At 64.1% G+C, this 13,950-nt stretch carries 17 protein-coding genes; 8 read left to right on the top strand and 9 right to left on the bottom strand.

Features of this window, described 5'->3' with window-relative positions; all coding sequences use genetic code 11:
- Window positions 1–5: 5 nt before the first annotated feature.
- Complete coding sequence (locus DMY87_RS00985; protein ID WP_110789430.1) at window positions 6–455, bottom strand: ABZJ_00895 family protein; 450 nt, start codon at window positions 453–455, stop codon at window positions 6–8.
- Between the two features lie 160 nt (window positions 456–615).
- On the opposite strand from DMY87_RS00985, the gene DMY87_RS00980 reads away from it, so the two are divergent.
- Window positions 616–1,116 carry a GNAT family N-acetyltransferase gene (locus tag DMY87_RS00980; protein ID WP_110789429.1) on the top strand — a complete coding sequence of 167 codons (501 nt, stop codon included), beginning with the start codon at window positions 616–618 and terminating at the stop codon, window positions 1,114–1,116.
- A 258-nt stretch (window positions 1,117–1,374) separates the two neighbouring features.
- On the opposite strand, the gene DMY87_RS00975 is transcribed toward DMY87_RS00980, so the two are convergent.
- The 3 genes from DMY87_RS00975 to DMY87_RS00965 form a co-directional block, all read right to left on the bottom strand.
- A complete protein-coding gene (locus tag DMY87_RS00975; RefSeq protein ID WP_110789428.1) occupies window positions 1,375–2,049 on the bottom strand; it encodes a type 1 glutamine amidotransferase domain-containing protein in 675 nt (224 codons plus the stop codon).
- A 386-nt stretch (window positions 2,050–2,435) separates the two neighbouring features.
- Window positions 2,436–3,473: an NADP-dependent oxidoreductase gene (locus tag DMY87_RS00970; RefSeq protein WP_110789427.1), complete on the bottom strand. Its 1,038-nt coding sequence runs from the start codon at window positions 3,471–3,473 to the stop codon at window positions 2,436–2,438.
- A gap of 221 nt (window positions 3,474–3,694) precedes the next feature.
- Window positions 3,695–4,441, bottom strand: coding sequence for a hypothetical protein (locus DMY87_RS00965; protein ID WP_110789426.1), 747 nt, complete (start codon window positions 4,439–4,441; stop codon window positions 3,695–3,697).
- Window positions 4,442–4,613: 172 nt separating this feature from the next.
- Between DMY87_RS00965 and DMY87_RS00960 the strand changes: the two genes are divergently transcribed.
- Window positions 4,614–5,777 carry a helix-turn-helix domain-containing protein gene (locus tag DMY87_RS00960; protein WP_110789425.1) on the top strand — a complete coding sequence of 388 codons (1,164 nt, stop codon included), beginning with the start codon at window positions 4,614–4,616 and terminating at the stop codon, window positions 5,775–5,777.
- Window positions 5,778–6,037: 260 nt separating this feature from the next.
- Here the strand turns inward: DMY87_RS00960 and recQ are convergent, their stop codons facing one another.
- The 3 genes from recQ to DMY87_RS00945 form a co-directional block, all read right to left on the bottom strand.
- Window positions 6,038–7,897 carry a DNA helicase RecQ gene (gene recQ, locus DMY87_RS00955; RefSeq protein WP_110789424.1) on the bottom strand — a complete coding sequence of 620 codons (1,860 nt, stop codon included), beginning with the start codon at window positions 7,895–7,897 and terminating at the stop codon, window positions 6,038–6,040.
- Window positions 7,898–8,079: 182 nt separating this feature from the next.
- The gene (locus tag DMY87_RS00950) at window positions 8,080–8,487 is read right to left on the bottom strand and encodes a type II toxin-antitoxin system MqsA family antitoxin (protein ID WP_110789423.1); all 408 of its coding nucleotides are present in this window, start codon (window positions 8,485–8,487) and stop codon (window positions 8,080–8,082) included.
- A gap of 2 nt (window positions 8,488–8,489) precedes the next feature.
- A complete protein-coding gene (locus DMY87_RS00945; protein WP_110789422.1) occupies window positions 8,490–8,792 on the bottom strand; it encodes a type II toxin-antitoxin system MqsR family toxin in 303 nt (100 codons plus the stop codon).
- Between the two features lie 179 nt (window positions 8,793–8,971).
- Between DMY87_RS00945 and DMY87_RS00940 the strand changes: the two genes are divergently transcribed.
- The 3 genes from DMY87_RS00940 (at window position 8,972) to DMY87_RS00930 (ending at window position 10,421) form a co-directional block, all read left to right on the top strand.
- Window positions 8,972–9,544, top strand: a complete 573-nt coding sequence (locus DMY87_RS00940) for a nucleoside 2-deoxyribosyltransferase (RefSeq protein ID WP_110789421.1) — start codon at window positions 8,972–8,974, stop codon at window positions 9,542–9,544.
- A gap of 128 nt (window positions 9,545–9,672) precedes the next feature.
- Entirely contained in the window at window positions 9,673–10,038 is a 366-nt protein-coding gene (locus DMY87_RS00935) for a type II toxin-antitoxin system RelE/ParE family toxin (RefSeq protein ID WP_110789420.1), read from the top strand.
- Window positions 10,035–10,421, top strand: coding sequence for a helix-turn-helix domain-containing protein (locus DMY87_RS00930; protein ID WP_245408792.1), 387 nt, complete (start codon window positions 10,035–10,037; stop codon window positions 10,419–10,421). Before DMY87_RS00935 ends, DMY87_RS00930 begins: the two co-directional genes overlap by 4 nt.
- Before the next feature lie 25 nt (window positions 10,422–10,446).
- On the opposite strand, the gene DMY87_RS00925 is transcribed toward DMY87_RS00930, so the two are convergent.
- Window positions 10,447–10,872 (bottom strand): winged helix-turn-helix transcriptional regulator, encoded by a 426-nt coding sequence (locus DMY87_RS00925; RefSeq protein WP_110789418.1) that lies wholly within the window; start codon window positions 10,870–10,872, stop codon window positions 10,447–10,449.
- A 93-nt stretch (window positions 10,873–10,965) separates the two neighbouring features.
- Here DMY87_RS00925 and DMY87_RS00920 point away from each other — a divergent pair, with 93 nt between their 5' ends.
- Window positions 10,966–11,373 (top strand): hypothetical protein, encoded by a 408-nt coding sequence (locus DMY87_RS00920; RefSeq protein ID WP_110789417.1) that lies wholly within the window; start codon window positions 10,966–10,968, stop codon window positions 11,371–11,373.
- A 123-nt stretch (window positions 11,374–11,496) separates the two neighbouring features.
- Window positions 11,497–12,801, top strand: coding sequence for an MFS transporter (locus DMY87_RS00915; RefSeq protein WP_110789416.1), 1,305 nt, complete (start codon window positions 11,497–11,499; stop codon window positions 12,799–12,801).
- A gap of 160 nt (window positions 12,802–12,961) precedes the next feature.
- Here DMY87_RS00915 and DMY87_RS00910 read toward each other — a convergent pair whose 3' ends face one another.
- Window positions 12,962–13,354: a hypothetical protein gene (locus DMY87_RS00910; RefSeq protein WP_110790319.1), complete on the bottom strand. Its 393-nt coding sequence runs from the start codon at window positions 13,352–13,354 to the stop codon at window positions 12,962–12,964.
- A 269-nt stretch (window positions 13,355–13,623) separates the two neighbouring features.
- Here DMY87_RS00910 and DMY87_RS00905 point away from each other — a divergent pair, with 269 nt between their 5' ends.
- Window positions 13,624–13,821 carry a hypothetical protein gene (locus DMY87_RS00905; RefSeq protein WP_110789415.1) on the top strand — a complete coding sequence of 66 codons (198 nt, stop codon included), beginning with the start codon at window positions 13,624–13,626 and terminating at the stop codon, window positions 13,819–13,821.
- The last annotated feature ends 129 nt before the right edge of the window (window positions 13,822–13,950 follow it).

The following is a 13,950-nucleotide window of genomic DNA, read 5'->3' as shown; positions in this document are numbered from 1 at the left end:
GGGCTTCAGCCCTTCTTCTTGGCGAGCGCCGATTTTGAACCGATCCGGATGAAACCCGCCGTCCCGACCCAGTAGATCAGGCCGGTGACGATGAGCACGGCGGTCAGCACGCCGATCAGTTGCGGATCGAGGTTTGCCTGGATTTCCTCAAGGCCGCCGCCGGGCAGCAGGAGGAAACCGATTGTCACGACGGCCGAAAACGCGATCTGCAACACCGTCAGCAACGCGCCGATCCGGAAGCATTCGCGCCATTCCGCCGGCCGCCCCGCCTGTTTCGCGAAATAGACACCTGCCCACATCCCGGCCCCCATCACCACGAGATGGCTGAGGCTCGACGGCTTGTCGCTCATATAGCCGAAGGTCATCAGCCCGGTGACCACAGCCGTGATCACGACGGTGATCGCGAGCGAGACGAGCACATAACGAATTGCCATCGGCACGATAAAGCTTGGCATTGAAATTCCCCCGGAAAACGGCTTGGTGATAAAAATATGCCGGCCCAGTCTAGCGGCGTCTTCCCCGACTGTGCAACCGGCCCTATAGCTTTGCCCAACACGCCCCAAGCTTTCCCAGAAGAAACGTCCGGTCCGTCCGGTCCGAACGCATGAGCCCCGCATGACCGATCTCATCCTCCGCGACGCAACGCCAGCCGATCTGCCCGCCATCCGCGAGATCTACAATCACGCCGTCGAACACACGACCGCCATCTGGAATGACGTCCTGATCGATCTCGACAACCGCCGGGTCTGGCTGGAACTGCGTCGCGCCAAGGGGTTTCCGGTGCTGGTCGCCGAGATCGACGGCATCATTGCCGGCTACGCCTCCTATGGCGACTGGCGCGCCTTCGACGGCTATCGCCACACGGTCGAGCATTCCGTCTATGTCGAGAAGGATCATCAGGGCCGTGGTCTCGGCAAGGCCCTGATGGCGTCCCTGATCGAGCGCGCCAGAGCCGGCAATGTCCACGTCATGATCGCCGCCATCGAAGCCGGCAACACGGGCTCCATCGCCCTCCACACGAGCCTCGGCTTCCGCGTGGTCGGCACCCATCATGAAGTCGGCCAGAAATTCGGCCGCTGGCTGGATTTGACGATGATGGAGCTGAAGCTCGACTGAGCCCTCTAACGTCCCCTTTGGACCTCCACCTCCCCCTTGAGGGGGGAGGTCGCCGCAAAGCGGCGGGTGGGGGTGACCAGGGTGACGAGTCCGACCTCATTGATCGGGGCTCACGCTTCGCACGTCACCCCACCCCGGAGATTCACTCCGACCCTCCCCCTCAAGGGGAGGGTGGAAGGTCCGCGCAAGCGATCAACCCTCATCCTGATGTGGGCGCGAAGCGATATCAGAAGGACGAGGGCAGATGGACGCATTGCCTTACAGAAGCTTCAGCAGCGCCTTGGCCGCCTCTTCCGAAGAGGCCGGGTTCTGCCCGGTCACCAGCGTGCCGTCAGTCACCACATGCACGCCCCAGTCGGCACCCTTTTCGTAAATGCCGCCGTTTTGCGTGAGCATGTCCTCGACGAGGAACGGCACCACCTCCGTCAGGCCGACGGCGTCTTCTTCGGTATTGGTGAAGCCCGTGACCTTCTTGCCCGAAACCAGCGGCTTGCCGTCGGACCCCTTCACATGGCGAAACACGCCCGGCGCATGGCAGACGGCGGCCACCGGCCGGCCCTTGGCAGCAAATCCCTCGATCAGCGCGATGCTGTCCTTGTCTTCGGCGAGATCCCAGAGCGGGCCGTGGCCGCCGGGATAGAAGACCGCGTCGAAATCGGCGGGGTCGATCCGCGACAAAGGCGTGGTCGAGGCGAGCAGCTGCTGCGCCGTCTGGTCGGCCTTGAACCGGTCCGTCGCCTCGGTCTGGGCGTCGGGCTCGTCGCTTTTCGGATCCAGCGGCGGCTGGCCGCCTTTCGGCGAGGCCAGCGTGATCTCGGCGCCTGCATCCTTCAGCACGTAATAGGGGGCCGCGAATTCTTCGAGCCAGAAACCGGTCTTCTTGCCGGTATCGCCGAGCGCGTCATGCGATGTGAGAACCATCAGGATTTTCATGGGTATCAGTCCTTGTTGTGGTGTTGATTGGGTGTTCATGTCCGTGATCGGTGGCCTCGCCCTTCGAGGCCCGGCCGTGCCGGGCACCTCAGGGTGAGGGGAAACGATGTGTGCATCGCGCCGCAGACGCCCTCATCCTGAGGCGCCTCGCAAACGCGAGTGCCGCTGCCGCCCTCATCCTGAGGAGCTCTCGCAAATGCGAGGGCCGCGCAAGCCTCATCCTGAGGAGCCCTCGCAAAGGCGACGGCCGCAGACGCCCTCATTCTGAGGCGCCCTCGCAAAGGCGACGGGCGCAGACGCCCTCATCCTGAGGTGCCCTCGCGAACGCGGGTGCCGCAGACCCCCTCATCCTGAGGTGCCCTCGCGAAGGCGAGGGCCTCGAAGGATCATGCATCCGGCCCGACGCGGATGACCCGCTTGCCGAACCCTTCGCCGCGCAGCAGCCCGATAAAGGCGCGCGGCGCTTCTTCCAGGCCATCGATCATCTCCTCGCGGTATTTGATCTTGCCGGCCTCCACCCAGCCGCCCATTTCCTGGGCGAATTCCGGATAGAGATGACCGAAGTCGTCAAAGACGATGAAGCCGCGCACGGTGACGCGCTTCTTCAGGAAAAGCCCCATCAGCCAGCCCAGCCGATCCGGACCATCCGGCAGCGACGTGGCGTTATACTGGGCGATCAGTCCGCAAAGCGGGATGCGGGCAGCCGTGTTCAAAAGCGGTGCCACCGCATCGAAAACCGCGCCGCCGACATTCTCGAAATAGATGTCGATGCCGTCGGGTGTCGCGGCCTTCAGCCTGTCGGGCAGGCCGTCTGCCTTGTAATCCACGCAGGCGTCGAAGCCGAGCACCTCGACCGCATGGGCGCATTTCTCCGCCCCGCCGGCAATGCCGACGACCTTGAGGCCAAGGATCTTGCCGATCTGCCCGACGGTCGCGCCAACAGGACCCGTCGCACCACCCACCACCAGCGTCTCGCCGGCCTTGGGCTTGCCGATCTGCTTGAGGCCCGACCAGGCGGTAAAGCCTGGCATGCCGGTCACGCCCAGCGCCCAGGACGGATGGCTGGGATGAGCGCCAAGCGGCGTAACACCTTTGCCGTCCGAAAGTGCATAATCCTGCCAGCCGGTGAAACCGACGACCCAGTCGCCGTCCTTGAAGCCGTCGAGCTTGGAGCTGACCACGCGCGACACCGTGCCGCCAACCATGGTCTGGCCGATCTCGACCGGTGCCGCATAGGATGGCGCATCGCTCATCCGCCCGCGCATGTAAGGGTCGAGCGACAGGAAGACGGTCCGCAACAGCATCTGGCCATCAGCGGGTGTGGGAATGTCGGCGGTCTCGAGCCGGAGCGTCTGGTCGTTGGGTTCGCCCTTCGGCCGCTCGGCAAGAACGAGGCGGCGATTGGTCGTGTTCGATTGCGGCATGGATGATCTCCTGTGCTGGAATGCGCGTCGCGTGAGGATCACGTGAAAAAAACTGCGGTGCCCCTTGGCCCATGCGGGATGGGTTTCCGTCACCGGTCATGGATGGAACAACGGCATCCGGCTGCTGTTGTTCCATGACATCCTGTCGCGGCAGGACGATGACGCCCGCACATGCAGCGACAACCGCCAACGACCCCGCGCCACCCGCAACGCGCCTTGGATCACCGGATCGTCACACGCACCATCTCGCCCCGGATCAGGATCGCCGGTTTCGCACCCGGCGTGTTTGGCAGCGCGCTGTCGACATAGGAGGCGACCGCTTCCACGCCGTAGCTGATCGGCGTCGGCACGAGGAAGCGCAGGGATGCGTCGAGCATGTTGCCGGAAATCTGGATCTGTTCGGTGTTCATCACCCGTTCGAAGGCGAGCTTGGCCCGCAGCGCCGCTCCCCGCGCGGCGATCGTGGCCGCATGGCCGGTGAAGGAAAAGTCGCCCGCATCGCTGTCGATATCGATCCTGTCAAAATCGCCCGACAGCCGCATGCGCGCGGCATTCTGCCGGATCGACACGCGCGCCTCCGGCGCGAGCTGCGCATTGAGCGTCAGCGTGCAGTCGTCCCAGTCGTTCCAGCCAAAGAAGCCGCCGCGATCCCCCATGTCGACGGTCAGCGTGTCACCGTCGCGCGTCATCCGGCCCTGGCCGGCGCAGCCGGAGGCAAACCAGGCGGAACGGAAGAGGGCGCCCCAGCCATGCCGCGTCCCCGAAAGAACCGCCTGCAGCGGTCCGTCCCGGCGCGTGGCAATGGTGATGTCGCTTGCGGAACCCGTCACGTCGAGCCGGGTCACGCCGGCAAGGTCGATGGGTCCGGAAATCGCCTCGCTCGCCTGGATCATCTGGATGCTGCCGTCGATGACGGCGAGGGCGACGATGCCGCCGAGGACCGAGAGAATGATGGTGCGTGTGCGCATGGGTTGGGCTCCTTCAGGTGTCGCCCCGCATGCAGAATGCTGGGGCCGTTTCGATGCCCCATCTGCCGCCGCAGCGCCCTGACCGGCGACCTTGATCACGTTTCAGGTCGACCTTGATCGCGCTTGCGGTCATGATCGCCTCAACCTGATGCCCTGACATGCGAAATCCCTGATGCTCTTCGTCCCGCTCTCTTTCCTCGTTGCCCTCTTTCTCGGCATCTTCCTCGTCCGCCTTCTGCGCGAAGGCCGCGACAGCTGGGGCACGCATGGGCTCTTCCTGCTGCTGATCGTGCTGCACATCATCCAGAGCCTGCTCGTCGGCCTGCGCTGGGGGTATGGTTTGACGCAGGTGCTGGCCGTCCTGCCGGTCATGGCAAGCCTCATCCCGGCGCTCTCCTTCCTCGCCTTCCGCGATCTCGCCCGCGAGGGCCAGGGCCTGACACGCGCCGACTGGCCGCATCTCCTGCCGACGCTTGCGGTCGTCCTGATCATGCTGACGGCGCGCATGCCGGACGGGCTCGCCATCCCCGCCGTGATGCGCATTCCCGTCGATGTCGTCCTGATCAGCGAATTCCTCGCCTATGGCGCAGCCCTGCTGTGGCTGGCCCGGGAGGGGCCGGATGCGCTGGTCGCCTCCCGGCTTGATGGCGCGCTGCGTTCCTACCGTGCGCTGCAGTTGACCGGCCTGGCCCTGATCACCTCTGCGCTGACCGATGTCGCGATCAGCCTCGACATGCTGTGGTCGGGCGGCCGGTATTCCCCCATGGTGGTGTCTGCCGCCACCACGCTGATCCTGCTTCTGCTCGGCATCGGCGCCGTCACCGCCAGCCAGGAAGAGGCAGGCGAGGGCGACGCCTCGTTCGCCGAATGGGGCGGACCCGATGCGGGGCCGGACGCCACCCCACGGCTCACATCACCGTCCATCGCATCGCCCCGCCCGGTGGAGCCTGCCACCGCCTCGACGGCGCTGTCAGCCAAATCCGCCACCGAAGACCACCAGCGCCTCGCGATCGACCTCGACCGGCTGATGACGGAAAAGCGCCTCTGGGCCAATCCGGATCTCAACCTCGCCCGCCTTGCCCGCCGGCTCGGAAGCCCCGCCCGCGCCGTCTCCGAAGCCGTCAACCGCGTGCATGGCATGAGCGTCTCGCATTACGTCAACAACCACCGCATCGCGGAGGCCTGCCGGCTGCTCGCCGACACCGACATGCCCGTCACCCGCATCCTCTTCGAGGCGGGCTTCATGACCAAATCCAACTTCAACCGCGAATTCCTGCGTGTGACCGGAGAAAGCCCGAGCGACTGGCGCCGGCGGATTTCCCCACCTCCCCCTTGAGGGAGGAGGTCGCCGCAAAGCGGCGGGTGGGGGGACGTCGCGCGAGACGTCGATCCGCAAACTGTGCCTGTCCAGCACATGACAGCGCAGCAGGGTTAAGCCCTCCCCCTTGTGGGGAGGGTTGGGGAGGGGGCTTTTTGTTCAGCTGCAATGACCCGTAAGGCGCAGGTCGCCGAGAAGCAGGGGGTGACCTCCATGGCCTCGATCCTTCGAGGCCTGCTGACGCAGGCGTCTCAGGATGAGGGGGCTAGGCCGAAACCTCACCGCGAATACGCCAAAATCACCTCGAGAAACGCGTCGCCATACCGCTCCAGCTTCGATTGGCCGATGCCGGAAATGCCGAGCATCTCGTCCTCGTCCATCGGCCGTTCGGTGGCCAGCGCAATCAGCGTCGTGTCGGGGAAAACCACATAAGGCGGCACGCCCTGGTCTTTGGCGATCTCCATGCGCTTGGCGCGCAAGGCCTCGAACAGCTCCTGATCCGCCTGATCGAGCCCCGCCTTGGCATGGGCGGTGCGCGACGAGGCTGCCCCCCGCGCGGCCTTGCCCGTGGTCGGCCGGTCTTTCCGGAAACGCACGTCCACCTCGCGCTTGAACACGGCCCGCGCCGTCTCCTCGAGCTTCAGCGCGCCGAAGGCGGTGTGGTCGACGCGCACGTAACCGGCGGCGAGCAACTGGCGAAACACCGATTGCCAGGTCTTCGCCGGCACATCCTTGCCCGCCCCGAACACCGGCATATCCGTATGGCCGAATCGAACAGTCTTGTCGTTCTCGTTGCCCAAGAGCACATCGATCAGATGCCCGGTGCCGAAGCGTTCGCCGGTCCGGTAGATCGCCGCCAGCGCCTTGATCGCCGCGTCTAGCCCGTCCCAGGTCTCGACCGGTTTCAGGCAGGTATCGCAGTTGCCGCAGTTGCCCGCGTGGCTCTCGCCGAAATGTTTGAGGATCGCCTGGCGCCGGCAGCCCGGGGTCTCGCAGATCGCGAGCAGCGCATTGAGCTTGGCCCGCTCCACCCGCTTGATCTCGTCGGCCGCCTGACCCTCGTCAATCATCCGCCCGCGCTGGATGACATCGGCCATGCCATAGGCCATCCACACATCAGACGGCAGCCCGTCACGCCCCGCGCGCCCCGTCTCCTGGTAATAGGCCTCGACGGAGCCCGGCAGGTCGAGATGCGCGACGTAGCGCACATTGGGTTTGTCTATGCCCATGCCGAAGGCGACGGTGGCGACGAGGCAGAGCTCTTCTTCCTTCAGGAAGGCATCCTGATTGGCATCGCGCACCGCCCGGTCCATGCCGGCATGATAGGGGAGCGCCCGGATGCCCTGGTCATCGAGCCAGGTGGCGATCTCCTCCACCTTGGCGCGCGACAGGCAATAGACGATGCCGCTCGATCCCTTGTGGCGGGAGAGGAAGCGCAACAGCTGCTGACGCGGCTGGTCGCGCTCGACGATCTCATAGGCGATGTTCGGCCGGTCGAAGGAGGTGGTGAACACCTCGGCGTTCTCAAGCCCCAACCGCTCGATGATGTCGTCCCGCGTATGCGGATCGGCGGTGGCGGTGAGTGCCATGCGCGGCACGCCGGGAAAGAGATCGGTGAGCTTGCCGAGCTCGCGATATTCAGGCCTAAAATCATGCCCCCATTGCGACACGCAATGGGCCTCGTCGATGGCGAAGAGCGCGATCTCGACGCCCTGCATCATCTCGACGAAACCCGGCGTCGCCGTGCGCTCCGGCGTCACATAGAGAAAGTCCAGCTCGCCGCGATCCAGTGCCCGCCGGATCTCGACATATTCGTCCTTCGACAGCGTCGAATTGAGCGCCGCCGCCCGGACCCCAAGACCTTTGAGCGCCTGCACCTGATCGCGCATCAAGGCAATCAGCGGCGAGACGACCACGCCGACGCCTGGCCTGCACAGCGCCGGCACCTGGAAGCACAAGGATTTTCCCGCCCCGGTCGGAAACAGCACGACCGCATCGCCACCCGAAACGACATGAGAAACCACCTCCGCCTGCCGCCCGCGAAAGGCCGGATAACCATAAACGCGCTTCAAAACGGAAAGCGGGGTTTCCCGGCCATGGGCGGAGAACAGCGGATCGGTGAGGGGCTGAGTCGACATGGTCAAAGGTCTAGCCGATGGGGAGGGGGCTGGCCACCTTGTTAGCCCGGTTTCTTGAAGTCGGGGCAGGGGGCGGGAGAGGGCGAAGAGAGGCGCGGCCTCCATCTCCCCTCACCCTGAGGAGCCCGCCAAAGGCGGGCCTCGAAGGGGAAGGCCACCAGCACCCTGCCAATTCAAACTCGTTATGCCCGCTTGAGCACCCGCGCCTCTTCCGGATGCCGATCCAGCAGGCGAAAGAGATTGACCACCGCAGGCGAGGGGATCACTTTGCCGGTTTCATAACGGGAAAACGCATTGTGCCCGCCGCCGGTCAGGGCAGAAGCCTGAGCCTGGTTCAGGCCGAGCTTCTTGCGGATGCGCCGCAATTCCTCGCCAACGCTGCGTCTGGCCTGCAGCACGAGGGCGTCGCCGGCAGCCGCATAGCGCTCGGCACTGTCAGCGTCAAACTCGATCTCGCCGCAGCCCTCGCAGCGCCATCCGGACAAGCCTTCGACCGTTGTCTTCAAATCACGGAAGACCACGTCGTGCCTCTCGTTTTCGAAGCGGGTCATCCGTCCGACAGAACCGCAGCTGCTGCAATCGGTACCCATTTCTACAACTCCTTGAACTGGATGACAGGCGCGCCATCCGGGCACATCGTCACCTTCACATAGGCTTTTCCAACCGGGGTATCGGCATGGTACACGTCCTGCCACACCCTGTTGTCGGCATAGGTCGTCATCGATTTGAAGAAGTGGCGCGGTGTCAGTCCGCAGACGGCATCGATCATCTCCGCCATAGTCAGCCCCATCTGCCGCCCGCCGTCGATTGCGGTCTTGGTGAAGGCCGCAGCCTTCCGCACCCGCACCAGCAGGATGACGGCATGAAGATCATGATGCGCGATCCGTTTCTCCATGGCATAAATTACCCTATATGGGTAGAACTTCAAGTCCGATGAAAGGACGCCTGTCTCGATTGCTCAGTCCCCGCCAAACCCTGTGCACATCCCCGCCGTCGCGCTCAGCCGGCCTTGCCAGTCCGCCCGCCGACTGCTCCTGATCGGGCTCTCCCAAGCCTCCAAGGATCTCCCCCCGCATGTCCACCCCGCTCAAACTCTACCTCGCCGGCCCCGAGGTCTTCCTGCCCGATGCCCGCGCCATCCTCGATGCCAAGGCCGCACTCACCCGCAGCTATGGTTTTGACCCCATCTGCCCAGGCGACCTCGCCATCCCGCCGGCCCCGACCAAACACCAGTTCGGCCTCAACATTTCCGAGATCGACGAGGGCTTCATGAACCGCGCCGATGGCGTCATCGCCAATTTGACCCCGTTTCGCGGCATCGCCGCCGATCCCGGCACGGTCTTCGAACTCGGCTATATGTGCGGCGCCGGCAAGCTGGTCGCCTGTTATACCAATGTCGCCGAGAGCCACTTCAAGCGTAGCGCCGACTTCTATTCGGGCCAGATCCACCTCGCCGAAGACGGCCGCAAGCGCGCGCCCGACGGCACCATGCTCGAAGACTTCGAGATGATCGAGAACCTCATGCTCCACGGCGGCGTCGAGCGCCGCGGCGGCCCGGTGGCCGTTCATGCGGCGGAAGCCGACAGGCTCTGGACGGATCTCACGGCCTTCGAGCAGTGCTTGAAGATGCTGGCGGAACGAGGCTGAAATCAGCGTCTTGGCGTGGTTCTCTCCTCCATGGATGGCAGGCCTTGTCGTTAGGTTGTGTGATGATAGGATGGACAGCTAGGGATTTAATATAGGCTTGACGTTATATAAGTCAGGAGCTATATCCAATGACGTGGACTGTGGTATTCGATGATCATTTTGCCCTGGAGTTTGCAGGCTTCGACAGCCATGTGAAGGTTGAGCTGCGCGCGATGGTGCTGCTCCTCCAGGCGCGGGGACCTGAGCTTGGCCGCCCGAGGGCCGATACACTGAAGGGCTCGGCCTATGCGAACATGAAGGAACTGCGATTTGATGCGTCAGGTGGGGTGTGGCGGGCTGCCTTTGCCTTCGATCCGGAGCGGAAGGCCGTCATTCTGGTCGCCGGCGACAAGTCGGGCACCAGTGAGAAGGCCTTCTACAGGAAGCTCATTCGCACGGCCGACAAGCGTTACCAGGCCCATCTCACAGCTCAGCGAATGAAGGAAAGAGAATGATGGCGAGATCCGCGACCGACGTTTTTGCAGAAACCATGACGCCCGAGATGATTGCCGCCTCCGACTTGCGGGCGCGGGAACTGCTGGACGAATATGATACCCTTCAAAAGCTCCGCAAGGCGCTCGATCTGACGCAGGAGCATATCGGCCGAAAAATGGGCAAGAAGCAGGTTTCCGTGGCGCAGTTGGAAAAGCGCTCGGATTTTCTGCTGTCCACGCTGCGTGATTATGTCGAAGCGCTCGGTGGTGAACTCGAACTTGTCGTCAAGTTCAAGGATCACGCGCCCGTTCGTCTGGCCGGGGTCGGCGAGAAGGGCGTCTTGGACATCCCGCGGCGACCGGCAGCTGAGCCGGATGGGGCGCCGCCTTCGCGCCCGGCCTGAAGCGGTTTGCCAAACGTCTCTGAAATCAACCCCTTGCCGGCCCCGCTTCATCCGCCGCCACGCGCCGAATGACCTGCATTGCAAAGCCCTGCGGATTGGCGGCCATGGCCGCCACCATGTCCCGTGGCGCATCGGTCGGCGTATGTTTGGCCGACCACAGCACCATCGACACCAGCACCGGCGCAAGCTCCGCCCCCTTTGCGGTCAGCCGGTAGACGAAGCGTCGTCGATCCTGCCCGTCACGCGCCTTCGTGATGATCCCGGCCTGTTCCAGTTTCACCAGCCGGTCGGTGAGCACATTGGTGGCAATCCCTTCGCCAGCGGCCAGAAAGCCGTTGAAGCTGCAGATCCCCTTGAACATCAGGTCGCGCACGATGAGCAGCGACCAGGCGTCGCCGAAGAGGTCCAGGGCGAGCGCGATGGGGCAGAGTGAGCGGGGAGGTGAGGTCATGGCGGTTTCCGGTCAAATCACTTGCAAATTACAAGTTATCATGGTTGGATGGCCTTGGGGAATGGCACTCTGGAACCCTGGGGAGGTTTCGTCATGGGCAAGGCATTCTGGCTCGGCTTCGCCGCCTATCTTCTGCCGACCTTTCCGCTCGGTTACGTCTGGCACCTGAAAACCTTCGCCGCCGCCTATCACCGTCTCGACATGTACCGCGACGATGTCCTCATCCCGCTCGGTCTCGGCTCCATGGTCATCCAGGGCCTGATCTTTTCCTTCGCCTATCCGCGCCTCTTCTCCACCGCGCCCGCCGATACCTGGCGCAGCGCCGCTGCCGCCTTCCTCGTCTTCGGTCTGCTCGCCATTTCCTTCGTCGTCCTGCCGGTCGCGGCGAAATACAGGATGGCCTCGGTGCGCGATTTCATCGCGCTCGAAACGGCCTTCACCCTCCTGCAATTTGCCATCGTCTGCCCGTTGATCGCGCTCGCCCACCGCCAGGCGGGCTGACGGGAGCAGCCGTCCAGGCATCGGCTTGGCAGCGCCCGCCGCTTGCGTTTCCTCCCCCAAAAAAAACAGGGCTTGTTCCCCGGCTCCGCAGGTGCTTAGTCGGGGCTCTTCAAGGAACCCCGCATGACCCCGCCCGAAGCCAGTCTACCCTTGCCGGCCAAGCTCCCGCTCGGCCGCGCCTTCCACCGCCTGCTATTGTCCAGCGGCCTTGCCAATCTCGCCGATGGCATCGGCGTCGTCGCCTGGCCCTGGCTTGCCTCGCTGATCACCCGCGACCCCCTGGCGATCGCGCTCGTCGGCGTGGCGCAGAAACTGCCCTGGTTCCTCTTCGCGCTGCCATCAGGCGTGATCACCGACCGCTTCGACCGCCGTCGCCTGGTCATATCAATGGATGTCCTGCGCTTCGTCACCCTGATCACGCTCTCGCTCGCCATGCTGGCCCCGGGCATGCTGCCGCAAACCCCTGTCCAGGATTTCCCGTTTGATCCGCTCTATGCCCTGCTGTTGCTCTGCGCCCTCATCGTCGGCTTTGCCGAGGTCCTGCGCGACAATTCCGCCGTCACCCTGCTGCCGTCGATTGTCCCCCATGACCGGCTCGAGACCGCAAACGGCCGCATGGGCAGCGTCGAAACCGTGATGAACATGATGATTGGCCCGCCGCTTGCCGGCCTCGTCATCGGTCTCGCGCTGCCGCTCGCCTTCGGGCTCTATGGCCTTGCCTTCGCCTTTGCCGGCCTCTTGATCCTCTCCATCCCCGGCACGTTTCGCACCGAACGGCCGGAGCCGCGCCACTGGGTCGCCGAAATCCGCGAAGGCACCGCCTATCTCTTTGCCCGCCCGCTGCTGCGCGATCTCGCCCTCGGGCTGGGCGTGCTGAACGCCATCGAGGTCATGCTGCTGACGGGCATGGTCTTGTATGCTCAGGAGGTCATGCAACTGAACTCGGCCGAATACGGCCTGCTGCTGACAGGCCTGGCGATCGGCGGTGTCATCGGCGGCTTGCTGGGGGAACCGATCATCCGCCGCTTCGGCGCATCCGCCTGCATCAGGGCCACCATCGCCGGGTGCCTGGTCTGGGCGCTGATCGTGCTTTTTCTGCCCTTTCCGTCCTTGGTCTGGGCAGCGCTCGCCCTCTCGGCCATAACGGGCATGGTCTGGAACATCATCACGGTCTCGCTGCGCCAGCGCCTCATCCCGCCGCATCTGCTTGGCCGGGTCAACAGCGTCTACCGCTTCTTCGGCCTCGGCACGATGCCGCTCGGCGTGTTGGTGGCCGGCGTCAGCGTCACGCTGGCCGAACATGTCATGCCCCGCCCCCAGGCGCTCGGCATGCCCTTCATCCTCGCCGCCATCCTCAGCGTGCTGCTGCTCGCCGGCCTCTGGAGCCGCGTCTCGCCGAAGGCGCTGGCAGCCTTCGACGGGCGCTGAGAACCTCCACCTCCCCCTTGAGGGGGGTGGCCGCCGCAAAGCGGCGGGTGGGGGTGATCCTGGCGACGCGTCCGACATCATGGATCAACGCAGGCGTCTCGCCCGTCACCCCACCCCGGAGCTCCGCTCCGACCCTCCCCTCAAGGGGAGGGTGGTTGCCTCACTTCTTTTTCGCCGGCTGCGCCGTCGAATCCTCGAACCTTATGCCGCAATTGTTCTTGATCGACGCCGTCTCGATCGCCTTCATCTCGCCCTTCAGCCGCGAGACTTCCGCCGCAGATGCTCCGTCGCCCTTGGCGAAGAAAAGGGCCGGCCAGAAGATGACCAGTCCGACGCCGACCGCCACCGCATCATTGTCCGCCTTCTTCTGCTGCACGCCACTCGCCGAAATGGCCCGGCTCGACACGGTCGTTGCCTCCTCGCGCAGCCGGTCGCAGGACAGGCTCTCATACAGCGTCGACGACACATAGGCCGCCTCGATATCCTTTGGCTTGCTGGCACAGGAAGAAAGCGCCGCAGCAAGCGCCACGGTGGCGGTAATTGTCTTGTTCATGATGACCCCCAGTTGTGAACGCATGATGCCTGTCGCAGGAGGTGCGTGCCGTCAAATCCAAACCCTGCAGGTTTCGGCAAAAGGGGAGGGTGTCCACAACCAAAAGTGGGCTGGTCGAAAAGGGGTGATTGAAGCCGATTATTGTGCGGAAGCCGGTTTTCGGTTATGTTGTCCTTCATTCGGACAAGGAGGCGCGGTGGTGACCCAACGGAAAGTTGTGACGACAATTGCCTCTTCGACGGGGGAAGCCCCCCCCTGCAAAGGCAGTCTTGTCGCCCCGCGACCCGGTGGTGCACAGTGCCCTGGTTCCCGTAGCTCCCGCTGACGATGCCATTGATATCGAAAAGCAGCGCGAAAACCGCCTGGGGCCGGATTTCAATCCGGACTACTTTGAAACGCTTGATACCATGATCGAAGATGCCTACGGCCCGATTACCGGCCAGTTCAGGCCGGTCTCTGGCGACTGACGGTGGTCATCCGCGAGCCGTATCGAACAGACCTGATCCCACTTCCCGCGAAGTGGGATTTTGTTTGGTGTGCTTGGCCCTTTGACGGAAGTCCCAGACTCCCTGGTCCTTATCCTCATCCTCGGCCCT

The sequence above is a fragment of the Peteryoungia wuzhouensis genome, from assembly GCF_003205195.1.
In the GTDB taxonomy this organism is placed as follows: Bacteria; Pseudomonadota; Alphaproteobacteria; order Rhizobiales; family Rhizobiaceae; genus Allorhizobium; species Allorhizobium wuzhouense.
The sequence above is the reverse complement of the archived record's forward strand: the minus strand, read 5'-3'. Positions and strand labels throughout refer to the sequence as shown.